Origin of the sequence: Paraburkholderia sp. Cpub6, assembly GCF_014201065.1 — a bacterium.
GTDB lineage: Bacteria > Pseudomonadota > Gammaproteobacteria > Burkholderiales > Burkholderiaceae > Paraburkholderia > Paraburkholderia tuberum.
Genome location: NZ_JACHDM010000003.1, coordinates 114,640 through 139,414 on the forward strand (window position 1 = coordinate 114,640; position 24,775 = coordinate 139,414).

The 24,775-nt window shown below is 65.4% G+C and carries 18 protein-coding genes; 5 read left to right on the plus strand and 13 right to left on the minus strand.

Features of this window, described 5'->3' with window-relative positions; genetic code table 11:
* The first annotated feature begins 9 nt into the window (after nucleotides 1-9).
* Together HDG33_RS07465 and HDG33_RS07470 are read left to right on the plus strand one after the other, a co-directional pair.
* Nucleotides 10-384 (plus strand): sodium:proton antiporter, encoded by a 375-nt coding sequence (locus HDG33_RS07465; protein ID WP_184023510.1) that lies wholly within the window; start codon nucleotides 10-12, stop codon nucleotides 382-384.
* Nucleotides 378-3,473: a complex I subunit 5 family protein gene (locus tag HDG33_RS07470; RefSeq protein WP_184023512.1), complete on the plus strand. Its 3,096-nt coding sequence runs from the start codon at nucleotides 378-380 to the stop codon at nucleotides 3,471-3,473. The genes HDG33_RS07465 and HDG33_RS07470 overlap by 7 nt, the downstream gene beginning before the upstream one ends.
* An 87-nt stretch (nucleotides 3,474-3,560) precedes the next feature.
* On the opposite strand, the gene HDG33_RS07475 is transcribed toward HDG33_RS07470, so the two are convergent.
* The 5 genes from HDG33_RS07475 to HDG33_RS07495 all read right to left on the minus strand — a co-directional run bounded on the left by HDG33_RS07475 (nucleotide 3,561) and on the right by HDG33_RS07495 (nucleotide 10,811).
* The gene (locus tag HDG33_RS07475; protein WP_184023514.1) at nucleotides 3,561-4,232 is read right to left on the minus strand and encodes a hypothetical protein; all 672 of its coding nucleotides are present in this window, start codon (nucleotides 4,230-4,232) and stop codon (nucleotides 3,561-3,563) included.
* A 27-nt stretch (nucleotides 4,233-4,259) separates the two neighbouring features.
* Complete coding sequence (locus HDG33_RS07480; RefSeq protein ID WP_184023516.1) at nucleotides 4,260-5,741, minus strand: cytochrome-c peroxidase; 1,482 nt, start codon at nucleotides 5,739-5,741, stop codon at nucleotides 4,260-4,262.
* Nucleotides 5,742-5,863: 122 nt separating this feature from the next.
* Entirely contained in the window at nucleotides 5,864-8,260 is a 2,397-nt protein-coding gene (locus HDG33_RS07485; RefSeq protein WP_260330347.1) for an alkaline phosphatase family protein, read from the minus strand.
* A 632-nt stretch (nucleotides 8,261-8,892) separates the two neighbouring features.
* Complete coding sequence (locus HDG33_RS07490) at nucleotides 8,893-9,567, minus strand: PQQ-binding-like beta-propeller repeat protein (protein WP_184023520.1); 675 nt, start codon at nucleotides 9,565-9,567, stop codon at nucleotides 8,893-8,895.
* 14 nt (nucleotides 9,568-9,581) lie between these two features.
* Nucleotides 9,582-10,811, minus strand: a complete 1,230-nt coding sequence (locus HDG33_RS07495; RefSeq protein ID WP_184023522.1) for a helix-turn-helix domain-containing protein — start codon at nucleotides 10,809-10,811, stop codon at nucleotides 9,582-9,584.
* 167 nt (nucleotides 10,812-10,978) lie between these two features.
* On the opposite strand from HDG33_RS07495, the gene HDG33_RS07500 reads away from it, so the two are divergent.
* The 3 genes from HDG33_RS07500 (at nucleotide 10,979) to HDG33_RS07510 (ending at nucleotide 13,038) form a co-directional block, all read left to right on the plus strand.
* Nucleotides 10,979-11,743, plus strand: coding sequence for a DUF899 domain-containing protein (locus tag HDG33_RS07500; protein ID WP_184023524.1), 765 nt, complete (start codon nucleotides 10,979-10,981; stop codon nucleotides 11,741-11,743).
* A complete protein-coding gene (locus HDG33_RS07505) occupies nucleotides 11,740-12,573 on the plus strand; it encodes a DUF2182 domain-containing protein (RefSeq protein ID WP_184023526.1) in 834 nt (277 codons plus the stop codon). The genes HDG33_RS07500 and HDG33_RS07505 overlap by 4 nt, the downstream gene beginning before the upstream one ends.
* A 198-nt stretch (nucleotides 12,574-12,771) precedes the next feature.
* Nucleotides 12,772-13,038 (plus strand): DUF4148 domain-containing protein, encoded by a 267-nt coding sequence (locus HDG33_RS07510; protein ID WP_184023528.1) that lies wholly within the window; start codon nucleotides 12,772-12,774, stop codon nucleotides 13,036-13,038.
* A 153-nt stretch (nucleotides 13,039-13,191) separates the two neighbouring features.
* Here the strand turns inward: HDG33_RS07510 and HDG33_RS07515 are convergent, their stop codons facing one another.
* The 8 genes from HDG33_RS07515 to HDG33_RS07550 form a co-directional block, all read right to left on the minus strand.
* The gene (locus HDG33_RS07515; protein ID WP_184023530.1) at nucleotides 13,192-14,634 is read right to left on the minus strand and encodes an aldehyde dehydrogenase family protein; all 1,443 of its coding nucleotides are present in this window, start codon (nucleotides 14,632-14,634) and stop codon (nucleotides 13,192-13,194) included.
* Nucleotides 14,635-14,673: 39 nt separating this feature from the next.
* Nucleotides 14,674-15,861, minus strand: a complete 1,188-nt coding sequence (locus tag HDG33_RS07520) for a fumarylacetoacetate hydrolase family protein (protein WP_184023532.1) — start codon at nucleotides 15,859-15,861, stop codon at nucleotides 14,674-14,676.
* A gap of 84 nt (nucleotides 15,862-15,945) precedes the next feature.
* Nucleotides 15,946-17,730 carry an IlvD/Edd family dehydratase gene (locus HDG33_RS07525; protein ID WP_184023534.1) on the minus strand — a complete coding sequence of 595 codons (1,785 nt, stop codon included), beginning with the start codon at nucleotides 17,728-17,730 and terminating at the stop codon, nucleotides 15,946-15,948.
* A 32-nt stretch (nucleotides 17,731-17,762) separates the two neighbouring features.
* Complete coding sequence (locus tag HDG33_RS07530; protein ID WP_184023536.1) at nucleotides 17,763-19,169, minus strand: MFS transporter; 1,407 nt, start codon at nucleotides 19,167-19,169, stop codon at nucleotides 17,763-17,765.
* A 236-nt stretch (nucleotides 19,170-19,405) separates the two neighbouring features.
* A complete protein-coding gene (locus tag HDG33_RS07535) occupies nucleotides 19,406-20,401 on the minus strand; it encodes a LacI family DNA-binding transcriptional regulator (RefSeq protein ID WP_184023538.1) in 996 nt (331 codons plus the stop codon).
* Between the two features lie 156 nt (nucleotides 20,402-20,557).
* Nucleotides 20,558-21,442: an SMP-30/gluconolactonase/LRE family protein gene (locus HDG33_RS07540; RefSeq protein ID WP_184023540.1), complete on the minus strand. Its 885-nt coding sequence runs from the start codon at nucleotides 21,440-21,442 to the stop codon at nucleotides 20,558-20,560.
* On the minus strand, nucleotides 21,439-22,206 hold the full coding sequence (locus HDG33_RS07545; RefSeq protein WP_184023542.1) for an SDR family NAD(P)-dependent oxidoreductase: 768 nt from the start codon (nucleotides 22,204-22,206) through the stop codon (nucleotides 21,439-21,441). The genes HDG33_RS07540 and HDG33_RS07545 overlap by 4 nt, the downstream gene beginning before the upstream one ends.
* Nucleotides 22,207-22,271: 65 nt before the next feature.
* Complete coding sequence (locus HDG33_RS07550) at nucleotides 22,272-24,677, minus strand: glycoside hydrolase family 3 N-terminal domain-containing protein (RefSeq protein WP_184023544.1); 2,406 nt, start codon at nucleotides 24,675-24,677, stop codon at nucleotides 22,272-22,274.
* Nucleotides 24,678-24,775: the final 98 nt, after the last annotated feature.

Here is a 24,775-nt window from a genome sequence, read left to right on the forward strand (position 1 = left end):
GGAGAGCGCATGAGCACGGGCATCCCGGTTTCGAAGATCCTGCTGATCACGGGCTTCTGCCTTTCCTTGATCGGCCTGTGGGGCATGCTGACCCACCGCAATATCCTGCGCATCATCATCGGCTTCGCGGTGATCGACACGGGCCTGCACATCGTGATGGTCGCGACCGGTTACGTCACGGGCGGCACCGCGCCGATCATCGACGCGGCGCTCAGCAAATCCGCCGCCGCGCACCGCGCGATCGATCCGATTCCATCGGCACTCGTCGTCACGGCGATCGTGATCGGGCTATCGGTCACCGCCATCATGCTGTCGTTCGCGATCCGTCTTCATGCCGCCAAAAAGACGCTTTCCATCGACGCCTTCACCGAGTCGAAATGGTAGCCGCGCTGTTTCATCCGCTGCACATCTTCATTCTCGGGCTCGGCGGCGGCTTCGTCATTCCGCTGCTGTACCGGCTTGGCAAGCCATGGCTCACGCTCGGCTTTTTCATCGCGCTGTGCGGCATCGTGCTCGTTTCCGGCGTGTCGTTCTACGGCCTGCTCGACGGCGGCGACACGATCGAGGTGCTGACCGCGGGCGCGCTGCCGCCGGTGTCGATCAATCTGCGCTTCGGCTTGTGGGAAGGCTTCTTCACGTTCAGCGTCAATGTGGTCGCGCTGCTCGGCGCATTGCATCTGTGGGACCGTCTGCGCGGCAACTACGCGGCGTTGCTGCTGTACCTGATTCTGGTGATGGGCATCGACGGCATGGTGATGACCCGCGACCTGTTCAACCTGTTCGTGTTTCTCGAGATCGTGTCGATCGCGACATACGGCATGTTCGGGCTCGAGCGCACGCCCGCCGCGCTCGCCGCCGCATTCAAGTACATCTTTGCGACCGTGATCGCGTCGACGCTCTTTCTGCTCGGCGCGGTGCTGCTCTACTACGTGAGCGGCACGCTGAACATCGACGAACTGCTGTCGCTGCGCGACCAGCTCGGCGGCCCGATCGGCACGACCGCGATCCTGCTCGTGTTCGCGAGTCTCGTGATCGAGCTGAAGCCGTTTCCGGCCAACGGCTGGGGGCTCGACGTCTACGAGACCGCGCCGAGCGGCGTCGGCGCGATGGTATCGGTCGGCGTATCGGCGGGCGTGTTTTTCGCGCTGCTGAAATTGCTGCCGCTGTTCGACGGCCTGCTGACGCTGCTCGCCGTCTCGGGCGGCGTCACGTTCCTGTTCTCGAACCTGCTCGCGATCAAGCAGACGAAACCGCAACGCTTGCTCGGCTATTCGTCGATCGGGCAGATGGCGCTGTTGATGCTGTCGCTCGCGTTGTTGCGCCAGATCGGCGCGGACGCATCGATCCCGCTCGTCGTCGGCGGGCTCTTCATCAACCATCTGTTCGCGAAGGCGGGGCTGTTCTGGCTGATCGGCGTGCTGCGTCGGCACGGCGACGATGCACGCGCGATCCTGTCGCGCAGCCCGTTGCTGATCGGCCTGCTCGGCCTCTTCATGGTCGCGATCGCGGGACTGCCGCCATTCCCCGGCTTCTGGGCGAAGTGGGAACTCGTGATGCGCCTCACCGCCGCCGGCAAGCCGTACTGGATCGTGTTGATCCTGACCGGCTCGCTGCTCGAAGCGGGTTATATGTTCCACTGGTTCGTGCGCGCATTGGCTCCGTCCGACGTCGAGGCCAAAGCCCGGCCGAACATCGCCGCGCTGTTGCCGCTGTTCGGCGTCGCCGTGCTGCTGATCGCAGCGGCCTATATGGCAGCCGTGTTCTCGGGCGTCGTGTCGGCGTGGATCTTCTCGCCGCTCGCGGCGGGTGCGCTGTTCTATGCGGCCGATCGTCTGCCGGGGCGCGTGAAAGGCGTGCTCGCGGTGCTCGCGATTGGATTGATCGGCAGTCTGCTCTGCGAGGGCTCGCGCGGTATCGCCGGACTGTTCGCCTGGCTGCTGCTCGCGGGCAGCCTCGTGATCGCAGCGGCGAGTCTCTATCGCGACGACGTGCGCGCCGGCTTCTATCCGATGCTCGTCGTGCTATCGCTGTCGATTCCGGCGCTGCTGCGCTCATCCACCTCGCTCGAGTTCTTCTATAGCTGGGAAATCATCACGCTGTCGTCGTGCTTCCTGATCGCGAAGTGCCGGCGCGCAGGACCGCACGTGCTGACCTTCCTGCTGTTTTCGCTGCTGGCTGCGTTCTTCCTGCTGGCGGGCTTCGCCAACGTCGCGGCGATCGACGACAGCATCGCGCTGTCGGCGCTGATCCGTTCGGGACCGGAGGCGAACCGCGCGTTCGTGCTGCTCGCGGCGGGCTTCCTGATCAAGGCCGGCGCGATCGGCGTGCACGTATGGCTGCCGGGCGCCTACACCGAAGCGGAAGACGACGTGACCGCGATGCTGTCGGCGGTGGTCAGCAAGGTCGCGATGTTCGGCCTGTTGATCGGCACCTATCTGACGATACGCTCGGAGGTCGGCCTCGAACTCGCGCACGCGATGACCTGGATAGGCATGCTGACGACCCTGTTCGGCGCGCTGATGGCGTTGCGGCAGAACGACTTCAAACGGATGCTCGCGCTGTCGAGCATGAGCCAGACCGGCTATATCGTCGCCGCGATCGGCCTGATGAGCCATCTCGGCTGGGTCACCGCGCTGTATCTGGTCGCCAATCACATGTTCGTGAAGGGCATCCTGTTCCTCGCGCTCGCAGGCGTGATCTCGCGCACCGGCACGCGCAACTTCGCCGATGTGGGCGGCCTCGCGCGCGAGATGCCGCTCACGTTCGCGATGGTCGTGATCGCGCTCGTCTCGATGTCGGGCCTGCCGCCGCTGATGGGCTTCGGCGGCAAATGGCTGCTGCTCAGCGCAATGACCGACAAGGGTTGGTACGGGCTCGCCGTGTGCGGGCTGATCGCGACCTGCGCCGGCTTTCTGTACATGCTGCGCCTGCTGAACGGCGTCTTCCTCAAACCGCGCCCGCCGCAGCGGCCGCAGGTGCGCGAAGCGCCTGTGATGCTGCTGGTGCCGCAGTTGCTGTTCGTGGTCGGTATCGTGGTCCTGTCGTTCTTTCCGAAGGTGTTGCTCGAACCGGTGTCGGCCGCGATCGATCCGCAGTTCGCGGCGACACTGGTGTGGGGCGGCATGTCGCTCGAAAGCATCTACGGGTTCTGGAATCCGACGCCGGTCGTGATCGTCGTGCTGATCGTCACGGCGATCGTGTTCGGGCTCGGTGTGCTGTACTACCGCAGCCGGCGCGGCAATGCGCGCAACGCCCCGGATTTTTACCACTTCTACCGGCCGATCCTGAGCCGCACGGTGCCGCCGGTCGCGCAGATGTTCTGGCGCGGCATATCGCACTTCGCGCTCGTGGCGGCGGCTCGGATACGCCGCGTCTATACCGGCAACGGGCAGACCTACGCGCTCTATGTGCTGCTGTATTTTCTCGTGATCTATTTTGCGAGCACGGGGCTGAGTCCAGCGGGGACACCGTAAGGGTGCACCTGGTCCTGGCGCAGCGGCATGGACCGGCCCACGTGCGGGAACGATCGCCTCGGAGCAAGGCGTCGGCGAACTCAACGATCATCGAACGAGATATTCTTCCGCTACCCAGCCGTCCTTGGTCAAGCGCACGCCTTCGCGCAGTTGCATGGTGCCCGCGCCTTCGATCACGCGCGCCACCATGGGAAACACTCGCTGGAACTCGGGAGTCCTGGCAAAAGGCGCCGGGTCGATCTTATAGGTGTAGAGCACCGAGGTCCTGGTCTCGCCGTCGTGAGTCTGGGGCGGCTCCCAGCCCACCACCTTGTCCAGGGTCAGCGTGGCTACGCAAAAATCGGCGTCGTGCGTGACCGTCTTGCCGGGCGTCGCCACCACCACCGGCTTGTGCAGGTAGAACTTCTTGCCTTCGTCGGTCAGCACATACTCGCGTCCCGGCGCCTCGATCCTGGCCCCGTCCTCGCCAGTGCGCTCGACCGTCATGACGGTGCTCTTGACGAGGCCCAGCTTTTCCATCACCGGCAATTGCAGCGCATCGCGGGAATGCGTGACCACGATGTCCTGATCGGCCACGTGGATGGGCCAATCGTATTTCGCCACGCACAGGTGGCCGCGATCGGCCAGGTAGTGCGTGATGGTGTTGGTAAAGTTCTCCGCGGTAGGCTCGGCCTTGTTCTGGCAACCGCCCAGCAGGAACGACGCCGTCAGGGAAACCGCAATGGCAGTGCCGCGCACCGGATTCGAAAAATGCATCATCGTGGATAGTTCAAGTATTCAAAAAGATCAATTCACGCAGCTACCGCTCGTGGGCTGGGTCGCGGGAGGCTGGTAGCCGTCGCTCAAAGTATTCAGGAAGCAGATCACGTCCTGCACGTCCTGATCCGACAGTTGCGGCGCCGAATGGACAGCACGCGGCTGCGCACCGTTCAACGCGGTGGTGCCGCCCGCGTCGGTCTGGCTCTGCCCCAGCGGCAATTCCTCGTCGATATTGCCCTGGTAAGCGGCCGGCAGATCGTTGAACATGTTCACCGTCGCGCCCGCTGCATAGGTGGGTTGCAGCGCATAGCTCGGGTTGCTGGTCAGCTTGGTCGAATCACCACCCGTGGACGGATACCAGTACTCGGGGTTGGTGTCGCGCGTGTTGTAGAAGCGCACCACCTGCTCCAGCGAGTGGAACACGCCGTTGTGGAAGAAGGCGCTGCGCGCGGCGACGTTGCGCAGCGTCGGCACCTTGAAGCGGCCGCAATACGGATCCGGGTTGTTCACGCCGGTAAAGGGGTCCGGGCCGGCGCCGCTGGTGGCCGAAAGCGGCGTGTGGCTGTCATAGCTGCCGTTATTGATCGGGCCGCACAGCCCCATGTCGTAGTAGCTCGCCTTCAGGTTGGCCGCGATGGGGTTCGGATTGTCCGGGATCGACGTGTCGTTGCGCGGCGCACCGATCGCCTGATAGGTGAAGTCGGTCCCCAGCGCGTTCGAGCCGTTGAAGTTGGCGCCCATGAAATGGCAGGCCACGCAGCCGGCCCCGCGAGCGGTATCGTTGAACAGGTTCATCCCGCGCAATTCGGCCGGCGTCAACGTGCCGCCGATCTTGTTGTTCGCATACAGGTCGAACTTGCTGGAATACGGCGCAAAGCTCGGGTCCTCATTCTGGTAGGCCTGCAGCGCGAGTCCGATGTCCTGGAACGCCGTGTCCGTATCGCCGAACACGGCCGGGCCGTACGCCGCCGTGAACTGTGCGGCATACGAGGAGCTCTTTACCGCCTGGACCACCGCGTCCTTGGAGGCGTTGTTCATCTCGATGGGATTGAGCAGGGGCAGCGCCACCTGGTCGGCCAGCGTCTTGCCGCGGCCGTCCCACATGAATCCGCCGCCCGGCGCGTTCGCCGTGATGCCGTCCGGGTTCGAGGCGTTGTCGTCGTAGGCCGGCGTCATGGCCTTGTAGCGCAGCGAGGGAACCGCGCGCTGGCCTTCCGATACGCCATCGGAACCCAGCTGCACCGCCAGGCTGTTGGGCGGGCCGTAGGCATACGCCGGATCGTGGCAGCTCGCGCATGCCTGGTTCTTGCCGCCGGACAGGTTCTTGTCGAAGAACATTTTCTCGCCGACCTGGGCCGCAGCGCTCAGCTTGCTCGTGGGCGCCGACCCCGTGGAGCCCGTGGAGCCCGTGCCTGCGTCCGTCGAAGCAGACTGTGACGAGCCCCCGCCCCCGCAAGCGGCCAGTGTCGACAAGATGACATAAAGCGCCCCCGCATAAACCTTGCGCATCGCTACTCCCCCGGCTTTGTTCGATAAAACAGCTGGCGGGGGAGCGGCCGAACCGCTCCCCCGCGCAGGCTACTGCTTGATGAATGGCACGCTTGCGCGTGCTTACCGTTTAGTGCTTTTTATTACTTCGTCGCCCACAGGTTCTTCTGGGTCGCGTCCGGACCAACTTGCGCCGGATCGCTCACGTCACCCGTCTGGAACTTCTGCGTGTAACCGGCCGGAATCACGTAGGCGTGGTTCATCGGACGAACCGCGTCGTAGTGCGTGTCGGCGCTGCCAGCGTACTCAGGCAGGTTGGCGATGTTCTGCGCAATGTACGACTCCGTGTACTTCGAACGGTTGGCGTACGAGGTCGGAACAGCCGGGTCGGCCAGCTGGAACATGTCCTGCACCGTGCGCACGAAGGAGAAGTGGCTGTACGTATCGCTGTCGGCGACGCCCTTCGGTGCGGCGCCCACGTCTTGCTGGTTGGTCATCAGGACGAAGATCGAGTTGCCATGGCCCTTGTTGCCGTTGCCGTACTTCGCCTGAACCGGAGTCCAGCTGCCGTCCGCGTTCTGCATCTGCGTAGCCTTGCCACCCACGTCCCAGCCGCAGCACGAGCTGCCGGCACCGTTGGACGCGCCATTGCCTTCGTCGAACATGACCACGATGGCAACGTTGCGCTGCTTGTTCTGCCACAGCGGCGAGGCCTTGATCTTCTGCACCACGGCGTTGGTGTAGTAGTCGGCGCGGGTCAGCAGCGCGTGAGCCGGAACGGTACCCGAGGCGGTCGCGCTGTCCTTACAGGTGCCGTCGCTGCCGGTGCCGTGCAGGTCATCACACTGGTCAGGCATGATGAAGTTCAGCGTACCGACGTCGCCCTTGGCCAGGTCGGTGCTGAACTGGTCGACGTTGTAGCCGGTCGGAACCTTGTAGAGCGTGGTGTTGGTCAGGTCGGCCGCGTTCGTGTAGTACTGGGTACCGAAGATCGTGCGGTTGTTCGCGAAGAACTCCGGCTGGTTACGCACGTTCTGATAGGCCATGCCCGGATGGTGCTTGGTCTTGTAGAGCGAGCCGGGCATGGCGAACGGCGTGCCCGTCACGGTGATGCTACCGTCCGTCTGGTTGTAGGCCTGCGATACACCCGTGTCACCGAGGCTGTCGGCGCGCGGATCCTGACCCGGGTTCAAGGATTCGCTGTAGGTACGCCACGTCAGGCCCGCGCTCGAAATCTGCGTGAACAGGTTCGGCGCGGTCATGATGTTGTGGTTGGCGACGGAACCGGTGCCGTCCGTCGAGCACGCCTGGTTGGCGGCCGCCGTGTAATTGGACAGCAGCGATCCAACGGCCACGGTGGCGCCGCCGGCGGTGGTACCGATGATCGGGTCGTTCGGCGTCAGCGCGACGTGGGACGGCAGGGGCTGGCCGTCGGAAGCCGTGCCGCCGGCGAAAGCCTTGTCCGTCGGGGCGTTGGCGCCGGTCGCGGCGCAACCCCACCAGTTGTCGTCGCCGATACCGAAGTCGTCGGCGCCGCCCAGGGCAGTGTAGTTCGGTTCGGACGGGCTGCCGGTCGCGAAGTAGGTCGAGAAGTAGTTGCCGTTGGTGATCATCGAGTTGACCGCCGGCATGTACGCCGAACCCTTGACGCGGTTCGTGCTGCTGTTCTCCAGCATGATCACGAAGACGTTGTCGTAACGCGGAATCGCTTCGACGTTGAACGCAGCCTGCTGGGCTTGTGCGAAGGTGATCGCCTTGCGCGTATCCGTCGGGATGGTTTCGCCAGCAGTGATGCCGGAGACGCCGGTCAGGGTGGGGTCGCCGCCGGCAACGGCCAGCGCATCGGGGTACTTGTCGCCACGATCGAGCTTCGCGGTGGCGTACGTGTAGCGGTTCGTCAGTGCGTTTTCTTCGAACAGTACCACGTACTGCTCGGCGCCGGACAGGGTGTTGGCGTCGGCCAGGACGTCGCCGGCGGAAACTGTCACGGAGGCGTTGTTGAATGCCGGGCCGGACAGACGGGTCGACAGATTAGCCTTCTCGGTCGCGTACTTGCTGCCGTTGGCTTCGACGAGGCGCTGCACTTCGCTCGACATCGGGCTGATCACGACTTTGGTGGCGCCCTGGTCGGCGATCTGGTCGGCCGAAGCGCGCAGGATCAGGTGGCTGGCGACCTTGGTGGCCGATGCCGTGTTGGTGGCCGATGCCGTGATGTCAGCGACGAGCGGACCCGTGGCGGTCGTGGTCAGCGAGAAATGGCCGTTGCTGTCGGTCTTCGCGGAGGCTTCGCCGCTGTCGAGCACGCCGTTGCCATTGGCATCGACGAACACGGTGGCGCCAGAGTAGTAGCCGGCCTTCAAGGTCGGGTTGCCGCTCGAGCTGCCCGGGACGAAGGCAGTTGCGGCGACCACGCCCGAGTAAGTCGTGCCGGCGGTCGTGCCACCGTTGTTGTTGCTGGCAGAGGGGCTATCCGAAGTTCCGCCGCAAGCTGCGAGCACACAGGCGGCGGCAACGGACGTTAGACAAAGCGCTGGGCGCATTTTGTGATGCGATGACATTTGGGGACCCTTTGTTAGTTGTATCGGCAACCGCTTGTGTGGGGCAAGACTTAGTAAAACGAGCGAATAATATGAAGGGTTTGTGTAACGCGTATGTCTGCTCACGATAAGGATTGGAGTGAGAACCTGGATTGGTTCTGATCACATCTTTTCGAAAAGCCGTAATGCACGGGCAAGCAACGAAGACGGAAATAAAGCTGAGAACCAATCGTCGTACTTGTTGCGGGTGCAACGAAAATGCTCTCTCAATGCCCCGCTACTATTGATACACAGTCGGAATACTTCGCGTGTGCGGTGCAGCATCCGAGTGTGTTGCGGTTTGGACTTTCGAGTACCGGGTGGTGGCGCATGCGCCGCGGCGGTGGGTCTGATGCGAGCACTGGTGGGGCGAGGCTGAAGAAGCGAGATGACGGGACCGCTATCCGGCGGTGGCTGAATGCTTTGCCACGGCCTGCTGGAAGTCGCTGCAGGCGGCCCGCGTATGGGGAGTAGTCTCGCGATAAGAGTAGCGCAATGGAATACTTCGTTTACCAACGATGACTTACGTTATCGGCGAGTACAAGTGAGCCAAATACCAGCGCCGGATAACGAGGACGCGCTGCTTGCATGACGAATCACTCGCTCGTCGAATCGACCGGCAATTGCGAGTCGCTCTCTCGCAAGGGACGCTGCACGGCGCGAACGAGCCCGCTGCCGCCGCCTCCGCAGAAGAACAGATCCGCGCCGTTCGATTCGAGTCCGGAAATGCCAGCGCCGGCCGGCATCTCGACGCGCTCGAGCACCTCGCCGCTGCGCGGATCGAGATGCCGCAGCTCGCTCTCGTCACCTTCCCAGGTGCCATGCCATAGCTCGCCGTCGACCCACGTGATCCCGGTCACGAAGCGATTCGATTCGATCGTGCGCAGCACCGCGCCAGTGTCCGGATCGACCTGATAGATTTTTCGTTCGGGATACTGACCGACCCACAGCGAACCTTCGGCCCATGTCAGCCCCGACTGGCCGCCGTCGCCGGGCGCCGCGATCGTCGACAGCACGCGGCCGCTCTGCGGGTCGATCTTCTGGATGCGGCCGTGCGCGATCTGGAACAGGTGTTCGCCGTCGAAGGCCGTGCCCGCGTCGGCGGGCACCGCGATCGAGCGCAGCGTCTCGCCGCTCGCCGGATCGAACGCGTCGAGCCGTTCGCCGGTCGCGATCCACACCTGTCGGCCGTCGTAGGTGACGCCATGCACTTTATCGACGCCCGTAAAGGGCCCATATTCACGGACGATTCTGGCGGCGGAGCGGTTCATGGTGGCCATCCTAATCATGAAGGGAACGGGGAAGGGAGTAACAAAGCCGTCGCGGTTCCGGCCAGGGGCGGCGTCATCCAGCGGCGCGCGCGCCCCTCGCCCACTGGCTGCACCTTGCCGGCCGCGGCGAGCGAGTCGAGTGAGCGCTGCACGGTACGCTGACTCGCGCCGAGCACGAGGGCAAGCGCGGAACTCGACCACGCTTCTCCATCCGACAGAAACGCGAGCAGCGCCGCATGCTCGCCTTCGACCGGCGGCGCCAGCACGACGACCTCGCGAGCGTGACGCGGCGCGAGCGCGAAGCCGCGCGGCGTCGCGCTGACGCTCGCGAGCGTGCCGAGCGCCGTGCGCAGCCGGCCGATCTCGACGCGCAGCCGCGCGCGATGCGATTCGTCGGCGCGTTTGGCGCGGAACGCCCGTGCGACGAGCGCGTCGCGCGGCACGTCGTCGGGCCATGCCTCGCCGAGCATGCGGGCGAGCACAAACAGCACCGGTCGGCTCGCGAGCGCAACCGCCGCGTTCGCATCGCGGATCGCGTAGCGGCAAGCGTCGACGATCAACGCGCCGCCAGCGCGATTCGAGGTCAACAGCTTCTCGACTTCATCGAGCAGAATCGGTTCTTCTTCGCCATGCGCGATCATGCGCGCCGCCGGTTTGCCCAGTGCCACCGACGCGCTTTCGACTTCCGCGATCAACGCCGGAATGCCAGCCTCGCGTGCCGCGCGTCCGGCCCGCGCCAGCGCGGCACGGGCGGCGCTGCTGCGCAAACGCCGCAGCGCAACTCCCGCGACCACCAGTTCATGCGCGGCACGCAGTGCGGGCGGAAACGGCCGGGGATCGAGCGCGGCAAGCTTGCGCTCCGCTTCGTCGAGACGGCCGATCAGCAGCAGACGCCGCGCCGCGAGATACCGCGCATGCGCGGCATTGATGCGATCGCCGTACGCGTCGAGCGTGGCGGTCGCGGCGTCGAGTGTTTTGGCGGGCCATGCGAGATCGCGCGACGCCAGCGCGATCTCCGCTTCGGCGACCACGCATCTCGCGCGCGCCACCGCATGCTGCGCGCCGAACGCGCGCGCGGCGTCGCGCACCAGCGCCTTTGCGCGCCCGAAATCGCCGAGCTGCGCCATCGCGATGCCGCGCAGCGCGAGCGCCGGCGCGTCGTCGCGCAACGCGACGCGGTCGAGCGCGCCAAGCGGATCGCCGGCCGCGAGCGCGCGCGCCGCCGCCGAAATCAGCGCGTCCACGGCGTGCGAGTCCGCGCGTAGCACGTCAATGCATCAAGTGAATCCCGCCACACTTGTCACTCCCACCCGATGGATGCCCGGCCCTAATCTAGCACGACCATCAACCGTCACCGACGCCGTCGGGCAAGGGTTCGCGCGGCGCGGCACGACTCACGGAGGTACCCACGATGACTACGCATCCGATCGGAACACGCGAACAGTGGCTCGCCGCGCGCCGCGCGCTGCTCGACGCGGAAAAAGCCCACACGCGACAAGGCGACGAGCTCGCGCGGCAACGCCAGGCGCTGCCGTGGGTCAGGGTCGACAAGGCCTACCGCTTCGATACCGACCAAGGCAGCGCGTCGCTCGCCGATCTGTTCAAAGGACGTTCGCAGCTGCTCGTCTACCACTTCATGTTCGGCCCCGACTACAAGGCGGGCTGCCCGTCATGCTCGTCGATCGCGGACGGCTTCGCCGGCTTCGCCGTGCATCTCGCGCATCACGACGTGATGCTGACGGCGGTGTCGCGCGCGCCGCTCGACAAGCTGCAGACGTACAAGCAGCGCATGGGCTGGACGTTTCCATGGGCGTCGTCGGCAAGCGGCGATTTCAATTTCGACTTCAACGTCTCGTTCACCGAGGCACAGCAGCGCGATGGCGATATCGAGTACAACTACGCACGCAACAGTCACGCGATGGACGTGAGTCCCGCGCCCGAACCGGTCGCGCAGTTCGCGGCGACCTGCGGCACCGACGCGGCCACCTATTCGCGCGACCGGCCAGGCATGAGCGCGTTCGTGCTCGAAGACGGCGTCGTCTATCACACGTACTCGACTTACGCGCGCGGGGTCGATGCGCTGTGGGGCATGTACCAGTGGCTCGATCGCGCGCCGAAGGGGCGCAACGAGACGGGCATCTGGTGGCGCCGTCACGACGAGTACGAGCGGTCATGAGCCCGCTCGTGCGCGCTGTCTGCACGAGCGGGCAGCGCCTTGCCACACGGCGCGCGGCGCTCTCATCGCAGCGCCTGTTCGTCGGCGTCTGCCTGCTGATGTTCGCCGCAAGCGTCGCGGCGACATTGGCCCACGGCGCGTCGATGGCGGCGATGGGCGCGTTGCCGATGCCCGGCGGCTGGTCGATGTCGACGCTGTGGATGCCAACCTGCGGGCGCACGTGGGCCCGCGCCGCGGCATCGTTCATCGGCATGTGGATCGTGATGATGGCGGCGATGATGCTGCCGTCGTTGATGCCGACGCTGCTGCGCTATCGCGACGCGATCGGCTCGCGCGCAAGTGCGGAGCGACTGGCCCTGCTGACGATGCTCGTGAGTGGCGCGTATGCGGTCGTATGGACGGTGCTCGGCGTAGCCGTGTTTGCACTGGGCGCGTCGCTCGCGGCGCTCGTGTTGCGGTGGCCAGCACTCGCGCGTTCGACGCCGCTGGCGGTCAGCGTGGTCGTATTGCTCGCGGGCGCGTTGCAGTTCAGCACATGGAAAGCCCGCCGCCTCGCCTGCAGCCGCACGACACCCAGCCTTCCTGCCGATGCGCCGAGCGCGTGGAGATACGGTCTGCGCGTCGGCATCGATTGCGCCGGTTGCTGCGGGGGTCTTACGGCAATTCTGCTGGTCGTCGGCATGACGGATTTGCGCTTGATGGCCGCCGTGACGGCCGCCGTTACGGCCGAGCGACTCGCGCCGGACGGCGCACTTGTCGCCCGGGCGAGCGGCGCCATAGCCGTCGCCGGCGCGGGCTTGCTGCTCATCCAGGCCCTATCAGCCGGCTGACTCATGCGCGCCAGCTGTCGCGGATCGCTTCGCAAATCGACGCTCGACGGCCTTGCTGTCTCATTATTGTTTTGGTTTCGGAAACAGTGAGTTCAGAAATTAGGTATTTACCCTACTTTCCGCTCCCCCTAGACTGTCATCACTGCTGCAAACAAATGGTTTCGCAGCCTAACAAGACAAAACCTGGAGGTAGTAAAAATGAAATCGCTCGTTCAAGCTGTCGTTATCGCCGCTACCCTCGCTGCTCCGGTTGCCGTTTTCGCTCAATCGAACCAGCCGCTGACCCGCGCGCAAGTCCGTGAAGAGCTGGCTCAGATCGAAAAAGCCGGCTACAACCCGGTACGTTCGAACCCGAACGAATATCCGTCGAACATTCAGGCTGCCGAAGCGCGCGTCGCGGCGCAAAACGCCGCGGTCGGCGGCGTGACCAGCGGTTCGTCGCAGCAAGGTCACGCAGCGCAGTAAGGCGTTGCAGGTTGGCAAGTTGCTGTTGATGTAGCTGTACCTGCCGGAGCGCTCGGCTTAGCGCTCTCGCAGCTTCCCCTACTGGCCCGCCATCGCGACTGAATGCGATGGCGGGCCAGTTCCGTTTTGGGGACCTCGGTTGTTAGTTCTGCGTCAGACCGCGCCCGGGTTGATATACGCGGTCTTCACCAACGTATAGAACTCGCGGGCGTAGGCACCCTGCTCGCGCGGACCGTAGCTCGACCCCTTCCGCCCGCCAAACGGCACGTGATAATCGACCCCCGCCGTCGCGGTGTTGACCATCACCATGCCGGCCTGCACATGGCGGCGGAAATGACTCGCGTACTTCAGCGATGTCGTGCAGATGCCGGCCGACAACCCGAACTCGGTGCCGTTGGCAACCGCGAGCGCTTCCTGGTAGTCCTTGACCTTGATGACCGACGCCACCGGCCCGAATACCTCTTCACGGTTGATGCGCATAGCCGGGGTCGTCTCCGTGACCAGCGCCGGCGCGAGGAAATAGCCGCGCGTCGAGCCTTCGACGCGCTCGCCGCCGAACACCGTGCCGCCCTCTTCGCGCGCGATCGCCAGATAGCGCTCGTCCTGTGCCAACTGCTTGTCGTCGACGACCGGGCCGATGTGCGTGCCGTCCGCGAGCGCATCGCCAACCTTCAGCGCGCGCATGCGCGCCTTCATGCCGTCGATGAAGCGGTCATAGATCCCCGCGGTCACGATCAGCCGGCTCGACGCCGTGCAACGCTGGCCCGTCGAGTAGAACGCGCCGTTGATGCACGCTTCGATCGCGACATTGAGATCGGCGTCGTCGAGCACGACCATCGGGTTCTTGCCGCCCATTTCCAGCTGGAATTTCTTGCCCGAATCGAAGCACTTCGCGCCGATCGCGCGGCCCGTCGAAACGGAACCGGTGAAGCTGATCGCATCGACATCCGGCGACGACACGAGCGCCTCGCCAACCACCGAACCGCGCCCCATCACGAGGTTGATCACCCCCGCCGGCGCGCCCGCCTCGGCGATGATCTTGACCAGCTCCCACGTGCTGCCCGGCACCAGGTCGGCCGGCTTGATCACGACCGTGTTGCCGTACGCAAGCGCCGGCGCGATCTTCCACGCCGGAATCGCAATCGGAAAATTCCACGGCGTAATCAGGCCGACCACGCCAACCGGCTCACGCGTCATTTCGACCGTCATGCCCGGCCGCACCGACGGCATCACTTCGCCGCCGACGCGCAGCGCCTCGCCCGCGAAGAACTTGAAGATCTGCCCGGCGCGGCCCACTTCGCCGATCGCCTCGGGCAGCGTCTTGCCCTCTTCACGCGCGAGCACCTTGCCGAGCTCCGCCTTGCGCGCGAGGATCGCGCTGCCCGCCTGGTCGAGCACGTCGAAGCGCTGCTGCGGCGTGGACAACGACCACTGCGCGAAGGCCTTGCGCGCGGCGCTGATCGCGCGATGCGTCTGCTCGGCGTCGGCTTGCGCGAATTCGCCGATCACGTCGTCGAGATTCGACGGATTGACGTTGCGCGACACGCTCGCGCCGTCGACCCACTGTCCGTCGATGTAGTTTGCGAACTGACTCATGTCCTGATTCTCCTTTCGAAAATTGCAACGACAATCCGGTTATTCAGCAACGAGCAGGCCACGGGCCGCGAGATTGCGATAGAGCGCGCGCACGCCGAACGTCCACGGCTCGATTTCGGTGGACAGGCGCACCGTGTTGGTCAGCGCGCCGAGCTGCGGCGTCGAAATCGTCACGCGATCGCCGAGGTGGTGCGTGAAGCCGCCGCCGGGCGCGTCGCGGTCCTTGATCGGCGAGAACATCGTGCCGAGGAACAGCATGAAGCCGTCCGGGTACTGGTGGTGGCGGCCGCAGGTCTGCGCGACGAGGTCGGCCGGGTCGCGGCTGATCTCGCTCATGTGGCTCACGCCGTCGAGCACGAAGTCGTCGTCGGCGCCTTCGACGCGCAGCGACACGCTCGCCGCGCGCACCGAGTCGAGCGAAAAGGTGTCGTCGAACAGACGCACGAACGGACCGATCGCGCACGAGCCGTTGTTGTCCTTGCACTTGCCGAGCAACAGCGCCGAGCGGCCTTCGATGTCGCGCAGGTTCACGTCGTTGCCGAGCGTCGCGCCGACGATGCCGCCGCGGCTATTCACCGCGAGCACGATCTCCGGCTCCGGGTTGTTCCACACCGACGCGGCGAGCAGACCGACGTCCGCGCCGAAGCCGACTGCCGACATCGGCTGCGATTTCGAAAATACTTCGGCGTCCGGACCGATGCCGACTTCCATATATTGCGACCACGCATCGCGACGCTCGAGCTCGGCCTTCAGCTTCATCGCCGCTTCCGATCCCGGCTTGATCTTCGACAGATCGGTGCCGATCGTCGACGCGATCGTCTCGCGCACTTCCTTCGCCTTCGCCGGATCGCCGCCGGCCTGCTCCTCGATCACGCGCTCGATCAGGCTCACCGCGAACGTGACGCCGCAGGCCTTGATCGCCTGCACGTCGCACGGCGCGAGCACGCGCACGGCCGGTGCGCTCGCGCCCGGCAGGTTCGCCTCGATCAGCTTCGCGACCGGCCCGAGCGGCACGCCCGGCGCGCTGCGCGCAAATTGCGCGGCATCGTCGCGCTCGAACAGGTCGGCGGTAGTCGGCACGACCGCGGTGATGTCGAACACCTCGCCGCCGCGCACGACGACCACGCAAGGTCCTTCATGCTGTTCGGTCTTGCGCCACACGCGGCCGATCAGCAGTGCGTCGTTCAGATCGCCGGGAAGAAAGCTGGAGGGGAAAGTTGCGGACATGGGATGGGCTCTTTCGGATAAGTGGGAAAACGGGCAAGGCTGGGCGTCGCGTTGCGTGCGAAGCCCGGCCTTGTCACCTGCAGGTCAATGCGAATGCCGTGGGTTGCCGCGCTCGGCAATCACCTTCAGATACAGCGTCGCCGGTTCGAGGCAGCCGCCGGTCGAAAGCTGGCCGACCGTCTTGCGATACAGCTCCTGCCACGGCGTTTGCGCGGGCGGAATCTCGAAGTGCACGGTTTCGCGACGTCGCGCGAGTTCCGCTTCGTCCACCAGCACTTTGACGCTACGCGAATTCAGATCGACGCGGATGCGGTCGTTCGTGCGCAACAGCGCAAGGCCGCCGCCCACCGCCGCTTCCGGCGACATGTTCAGAATCGACGGGCTCGCCGACGTGCCGCTCTGACGGCCGTCACCGAGCGTCGGCAGCGAGGTGATGCCCTGGCGCACGAGCGCCGCCGGCGGCGCCATGTTGACGACCTCGGCGCTGCCCGGATAGCCGACCGTACCCGTGCCGCGAATCACGAGGATGCAATGCTCGTCGATTTCAAGCGACGGGTCGTTGATGCGCGCGTGATAATCCTCGGGGCCGTCGAACACGATGGCGCGCGCTTCGAAGCTGTTTTCTGCGCCGGGCTCGCTCAGGTAGGTCTTGCGGAACGCATCGCCGACCACCGACATCTTCATGATCGCGCTGTCGAAGAAGTTGCCGGACAGCACCATGAAGCCCGCGCCGTGCTTCAGCGGATCGTCGGTCGTCTTGATGACCTCGCGATCCGGCGCGGGTGCGGCGGCCGCGATTTCGCCCATCGTGCGGCCCGACACGGTCAGGCAATCCTCGTGCACGAGGCCGCCTTTCGCGAGCTCGCGCATTACGGCCGGTACGCCGCCCGCGCGATGGAAGCTCTCGCCGAGATATTCGCCGGCAGGCATGCAGTTGACGATCAGCGGCACCTGCTCGCCGACGCGCTGCCAGTCTTCGAGACTCAGCTCGACGCCCATGTGCCGCGCAATCGCGATCAGATGCGGCGGGCAGTTGGTCGACGCGCCAAGCGCCGATGCGACGACGATCGCGTTTTCGAACGCTTCTTTCGTCATGATCTTCGACGGCCGCAGGTCCTCGCGCACGAGGTCGACGATGCGCTTGCCGGTCGCGTAGGCCATCTGGCCGCGCTCGCGGTAAGCGGCCGGAATGCTCGCGCAGCCGGGCAGCGACATGCCGAGCGCTTCGGCGAGGCTGTTCATCGACAGCGCGGTGCCCATCGTGTTGCAGTGACCGATCGACGGCGACGACGCGGTAGTCAGCTCCATGAAGCCTTCGTAGTCGATCTCGCCGGCCGCCAGCAGATTGCGCGCATGCCAGATCACGGTGCCCGACCCGACGCGCTTGCCGTCGTGCCAGCCGTCGAGCATGGGACCGCCGGACAGCACGATCGCCGGCATATCGACGGTGGCCGCCGCCATCAGGCACGCGGGCGTGGTCTTGTCGCAGCCGGTGGTCAGCACGACGCCGTCGAGCGGGAAGCCGTGCAGGATTTCGACGAGGCCCAGATACGCGAGATTGCGATCGAGCGCTGCGGTCGGCCGGCGGCTCTGCTCCGCGAGCGGATGCACCGGAAACTCCATTGGAATGCCGCCCGCGTCGCGAATACCGGCCTTCGTGCGCGCCGCGAGCTCGATGTGATGCCGGTTGCACGGCGCGAGATCGCTGCCGGTCTGCGCGATGCCGATGATCGGCCGGCCCGACTGCAGCTCTTCGCGCGTCAGACCGTAGTTCATGAAACGCTCGACGTACAGCGCCGTCATATCCGCGTGCGAGGGATCGTCGAACCATTCCTGGCTGCGCAGCCGGCGCGGGGTGGATGCTGACATGATGCTTGTCTCTCTGTCTGGGTGAGGGTTTCTTATGCGTGCTCTGCTTGTTTCTGTGCCCCCGCTGTCTCGCGGCCGGGGCCGCTGCCTTCATTCGAGGCGGCCCGCGTCAGCATCGTGCGCGGCACGAGCAGGATCAGCACGCAACTGACCAGCAGACACGCACCGAGTGCGTAAGTGCCGTTGTTGATGTCGCCGGTCAAATCTTTCGCCACGGCGGTGATCATCGAACCGGTAAAGCCGGACAGATTGCCGATCGCGTTGATCATCGCGATGCCGGCCGCCGCGGCGGCGCCCGACAGCAGTTGTCCCGGGAACGTCCAGTAAATCGGCATCAGCGCAAGGATGCCGGCGGTGGCGATCGTCAGAAACGTGATCGCCCACACCACATGATGCGCCAAAGCCGCGCTCATGATCAGACCGATTCCGCCGATCAGCGCGGGAATCGCCGCATGCAGGCGCCGCTCGCCGGTTTTCTTCGAATGCGCGGCGTTCGCGAGCGTCGCGACGATCGCCACGCCGTACGGAATCGCGGTCAACAGGCCGATATGCAACGGATCCTGCACGCCGGTCGCCTTGATGATCGACGGCAGCCAGAACGCGAGGCCGTAGAAGCCGGTATTGAACGTGAGCAAAATCGCGACCAGCAGCCAGACGCGCGGATCGCGCACCGCCGAGCCGAAGCGCGCTGTCTTGTGCGCGCTTTCGCGCTGCAGATTCGCCGCGAGCAGGCTTTTCTCCTGCGGGGTGAGCCAGCGCGCGCGGTCAATGCCGTCGTCGAGCGAGAAGTACACCACGAACGCGGTCAGCAGCGACGGCACGCCTTCGATCAGCAGCATCCATTGCCAGCCCTGATAGCCGAGCAGGCCGGCCGTATGGTCCATCAGCCAGCCCGACACGATGCCGCCGAGCATCAGGCTGACCGGCATTGCGATCAGAAAGCCTGACATCACGCGACTTTGGCGCTGCGACGGAAACCAGAAGTTCAGGTACAGAATCACGCCGGGGAAGAAGCCGGCCTCGCAGAGCCCGAGCAGAAAGCGCAGGATGTAGAACATCGTCGCGGTTTCGACGTGCGCGACGCGGGCGAGCGGCGCGACGAACGCGAGCGCCATCGACACGAGCCCCCACGTGAACATGATCCGCGCGATCCAGAAGCGCGCGCCGTAGCGATGCAGGAACACGTTGCTGGGCACTTCGAAGATGAAATAGCCCCAGAAGAACACGCTCGCGCCGATCGCGTACATCGTGTCGGACAGGCCGAGATCGTCGAGCATCTGCAGCTTCGCGAAGCCGACGTTCACGCGATCCAGATACGCAACCACATAGCACAACAACAGTACCGGCAGCAGCCGGCGCACGACCTTGCGATAGGTCCTTTCCTCGAACTCGTCGACGCGCGCGGCGGGCGCGACGATGGCGGGCGGTACAGCGGTCATTCGTTTCTCCATCAGCTTGTTTTATGGTGGGAAATGCCGTTGCTTCGCGGCTCGTGCGATCCGTGCCGGCGAACCTCGCCGTTGAGTTACCGGTAACATTTCTGGCTGTGGATGTTACGCCCGGCTTATGGTCCGGGCAACCAAGGGATATCCCTGAGCTGTTTAATTAAGGGTAGTTCGAGGTGTTCGCGGCTTGCGAATTCAGCGTCGCGCCGCTGATGCTCGCCGCGTGCCCACTACGCGCTATCGCGTGCAATCACCGTGAAATCGATCTTCACCGCTTTCCTGCGCTGCACCTCGCCTGCCTCGCGATCGGCGAGCGCCGCGAGCAGCGTTTCGCCAGCGCGCAGGCCGATGCCGTACGCGTCGACCGACACCGTCGTGATGCTCGGCTGACAGCACCACGACACCTCGAAGTTGCCGAACCCGGCGACCGCGATGTCGCCCGGCACCGACAGCCCGCGCCGGTGACACTCCATGATCGCGCCGAACGCCGACATGTCGCTCACGCACATCACGGCCTCGGTATCGGGCCACGTGTCGAGCAATGCGCCGATCGCCGGTGCGCCGTGGCTCATCGTGATCGGCGAAACGCCGAGCCGGATCACGCGCGGCTCGCCGAGACCGAGCGCCTTGATTTCGGCGACGTAGCCGCGCATCCGGTCGTGCCCGCGCCGGTCGCGCTCGCTGGCACCCGCGATGAAGCCGATCCGCCGATAACCGCGCTCGTGCAGATGCCGGACCATCGCGCGCGCCGCCGCCGAGTTCGAAAAGCCGACGACCGTATCGATTGGATCGCTGGGCAAATCCCACATTTCGACGACCGGAATGCCGGCGCGCTGCAACAGCATGCGCGTCGCCTCGGTGTGCCGGCCGCCCGTCAACGCGACGCAGCGCGGCTGGTGGCGCAGCATCGAGCGCACCAGCAGTTCTTCCTGTTCCAGACGGTAGTCCGTGTCGCCGAGCAGCAGTTGCAGACCGTGCGGGCCCAGCGCGGCATTCAGTCCGCGCACGGTGTCGGAGAAGTTCGAGCTGGACAGCGACGGCACCAGCACCGCGACGAACGCCGAGCGTCCCGACGACAGCGCGCCCGCCGCCGCATCGGCGACGTAGCCGAGTTCGTCGATGACCTTCTGCACGCGTTCGCGAGTCGCCTGCGACACGTTGCGGCCGGCGAGCACGCGCGACACGGTCATCTTCGAGACGCCCGCGCGTTCGGCAACATCGGACATGCGGGGCGGGACTGGCGGCCTGGACGTCATGATAGGTATCGGGGCGAATGCGCGAGAGTCATGGAACGCACATGATAGCGGGCCGCTCCTTGCGGAGCGACCAGGCAACGTCAGGGTTGCGTTTTGCGGCCTGTCCTGTCGCTGTGTTTTTGTCGTCTAGCGCTCGAAGCCCACCGTGCAGCGCGCCTGAGCCTGCCCCGCCACCGGCGCGCGGAACGAGAACAGCCCGCCCGCCTGCGGCTGATGCTGGCGCTCGACCGCCGTCAGTCCCTTCCATGCGGTGGACACATAGACGGTTTGCAGATCGTCGCCGCCGAACGCGAGCTTCGTCACGTTCGCGCACGGCAACGGCACCTGATCGACCAGCTCACCCGCCGGCGAGTAACGCTCGATCCGCCAGCCGCCGAACAGCGCGATCCACACGAAGCCGTCGGCATCGACTGCCATGCCGTCGGGATGGCCGTCGCCGGAGATGGCGGCGAAGATGCGCTTGCCCGACAGCGTGCCGTCCGCGGCGACGTCGAAGGCATAAACCACGCGCCGCATCGTGTCGTTGTGATACAGCGTGCGGCCGTCCGGGCTCATCGCCGGGCCGTTCGTGATCACGTAGTCGTCGTCCTGCGCGATTGCCGCGCCTTGCTCGTTCACGCGATACAGCGTGCCGCTCGGCGCCTCTTCCGCATCGTCCATCGAGCCGAACCACAGGCGTCCCCGTGCATCGACGAAACCGTCGTTGAGGCGGTTGCCCGGCAGATGCGGTTCGACCTCGGCGAGCTTGCTGAACTCGCCGCTCGCCGGATCGAAGCGATGCAAGCCGGATGGCAGCCCGCATACGAACGTGCCGCCCGCGAGCGGCGCCAGAAAACCGGGCTGGTCGGGCGCCTGCCACGTCCGCTGCTCGCCGGTCGCGACGGACAGCCGATGAATCCGGCGCCCCTTGATATCGACGAAATACACCGCGTTTTCGGCGGCCTGCCATAGCGGCCCTTCGGCCAGTTCGGCGCCGACCGCCCATACGCATGCTGGGACCGGCATGCTCATTCTCCGTACCACCCTGCGTCGACGAAGTAATCGCGGCCAGAGCAGCGTGACGCGTCGTCGGAGGCGAGGAACAGCGCCATACGCGCGACGTGCTCGGGCTCGATGCGCAGTTGCAGACACTGACTCGCGACGACTTTCGCTTCGCTTTCCGCCGATTGCCACAGCTGCATCTGCCGCGGCGTCTTCACCGCCCCGGGGATGATGCAATTCACGCGGATGCCCGCGCTGCCCAGATCACGCGCGAGACCACGCGTGAGCCCTTCGATGCCAGCCTTGGCGGTCATATAGATCGCGAGGTTCGGCAGCGCGAGATGCCACGACACCGAGCCCAGATTCAGGATCACGCCGCGCCCCGCGCGACGCATACCGTTCGCGGCGGCCTGCGCGCAGAAGAACTGGTGGCGCAGATTCACCGCGATACGGTCGTCCCAGTAGCTCGCGGTAAGTTCGCCGATTTCGTGCCGGTCGTCGTTGCCGGCGTTGTTGACGAGCACGTCGATCGGGCCCGCCGCATCGACGATGTCGGCGAACGTGTGTTCGATCGCGTCGACATTTTTCAGGTCGCAGCGGCGGAACAGCGGCGGATGCTTCGCGTGGCGAAGCGTTTCCTGCAGCGCGAGCGAATCGTGCTCGGCGACGTCGAGGAAGAACACGCGCGCGCCTTGCTGCGCGAAGGCCTCGACGATCGCGGCGCCGATCCCGCCGCCGCCGCCGGTCACGACGATGGTTTTGTCCGACAGACTTGGATAGGTTGCGTACGACATCAGATTTTCCACTTGTTACGAGTAGGACCACATACAGGGCGGCGCTCGCCGCCCTGACCCGCCGCTTAGGCCACGATCTCGACCTCGCTCAGCATGCGCCAGTTGCGTTCGAGCGTTCTCGTCGCGGAGCCCGCGACGGCGACCGTGCCGCTCAGATGAATGTCGCGGCTCGAGCTGCCGACCAGCAGATCGAAGTCACCGGGCTCGACGATACGCTCGCCGCACGCGTCGGTGAAGTTCAGCATGTCCACCGGCAGTTTCACGCGCACACGCGCCGACGCACCGGCCGCGAGCGGCACGCGCGCAAACGCCTTCAGCTCGCGGACCGGCCGCGCGACCGACGCGTGCCGGTCGCGCACGTAGATCTGCACGATCTCGGTGCCGTCGCGCGCGCCGATGTTGTCGACCGTGAAGCTCAACTCGATCGTACCGTTTTCGATCGACACTTCGCTGTGCGCGAGCGCGAGATCGCCGTAACGGAACTGCGTATAGCCGAGACCGAAACCGAACGGATAGCGGCAGCCGAAATGATATGCAATCGGCGTTCCCGCGCTCTTCAGACGATGGTTATACACGTACGGCACGGCGCCCGCGCTCTTCGGCACCGACAGCGGCAGACGGCCGCTGAAATTGGCGCGGCCCACCAGCAGATCGGCCAGCGCCTCGGCGCCACGCTCGCCCGGCGCGAACGCCATGATCTGCGCGGCGATGCGGTCTTCGAGGCCGCCGAGATTGTACGGACGGCCGCCCGTCATCACGACGACCGTCGGCGTGCCGCTATCGACCACTGCCTGCAGCAACGCCTGCTGCACACCCGGCAGGTCGAGGCTGTCGGTATCGGACCCTTCGCCGACCGTGCCGGACTGGAACAGGCCCGCCAGATCGCCGACGAACACCAGCGCGACGCCCGCTTGCCGCGCGGCCTCGACCGCGGACGCGATGCCGTCGGTGTCCTTGCTGATCAGCTCATCGCAATGCGCGTCGCCGGTCAGATCGAGCGACACGTCGCCCGGGAACACCGGCGCGCCCGCGCGGCGCTCCTTGATGATGTCGCAACCCTGCGCGTGAATGACGCGCTCGTCGCCGAGCAACGCGCGCAGCGAACGCAGCGGCGTCGCGATCGAAGCAGTGGACTGCTCGCCGCTGTTGATCAGGTGCACCGGGAAGCTGTAGCCGGCGAGCAGCGCGAGCGGATCGTCGGCGGTCGGGCCGATCACCGCGATCTTTTCCGGGCCGTGCGCGTCGAGCGGCAGCACGTCGCCTTGATTGCGCAGCAGCACCGCCGATTCGAGCGCGACCTGATACGCGGTATCGCCCGCGGTCGCGCTTTTCACGTCGACGCGTTCGGGATCGACGTACGGATTCTCGAACAGGCCGAGCTGGAATTTCACGCGCAGCACGCGCGAGACGGCGGTGTCGATCGTCGCTTCGCTGATCTCGTTGCGCTCGAGCGCTTCCTTCAGATGCACCGCGCATTCGTGACCCGGCAGCTCGACGTCGAGGCCGGAGTTGAACGCGAGGGCTGCGGCCGACGCGCTGTCGCGCGCCACCGCATGATGGCTGAACAGCAGGTCGACGCCCGCGTAATCGGCGACGACGAGACCGTCGAAGCCCCATTTCTCTCGCAGCGTGTCGTGCAGCAGCGCGCGATCGCCATGACAGGGTACGCCGTCGACGTCGTGATAGGCGGGCATCACCGAGCCCGCGTTCGCGAGCTTCACGGCCATTTCGAAAGGCAGCATGAACACGTCGTTGAGCTCACGCGGACCGACATGCACCGGCGCATGATTGCGGCCGCCTTCGCTCGCCGAATGACCGACGAAATGCTTGAGCGTCGCGAGCAGATCGCGCTGTTCGCCCTGCAGGCCCTTCACGTAATGACACGCGAGCACGCCAACCAGATACGGGTCTTCGCCGAGCGTCTCCTCGGTGCGGCCCCACCGCGGGTCGCGCGACACGTCGAGCACCGGCGCGAGCCCCTGATGACAGCCGATCGAGCGTGCCTGCTCGCCGATGATCGTGCCCACTTCGCCGACCAGTTGCGGATTCCACGTCGCCGCATAGTTCAACGGCGACGGGAACAGCGTCGCGTCCTTGATCATGAGCCCGACGAGGCATTCCTCGTGTGACATCACCGGAATGCCGAGGCGCGTGTCTTCGACCATCTTGCGCTGCAGCTCGTTGAGCGCGCGTACGCCTTCTTTCGGATCGACCGTATGCGTGCCGAGCGGACGCGTGATCTGGCCGAGGCCATGCTGCAGGATCTCGTCGACCGTGATCTGGTTGGCGCTCTGCGCGAAATCGATGCTACGCGCCTTGTGATTGCCATCGGCCGAGAGCTTCAGCCACGCGGCGTGAAGCTGCGCAATCTTTTCGTCGAGTGTCATGCGCGCGAGCAGATCGGCCACGCGCTCTTCCACGGCTGCCGCTGGATTGCGGTAGAGCGGGACCTCACTTTGGCGAAGCAACATCGAAAACTCCTTTTTTTTATCCTGGTGTACGAAGCGCATGAAGCGCCGACAAATCCGTTGTTTCTGACAAGCGTGCGGCATGGCGTTGCTTCAGACCG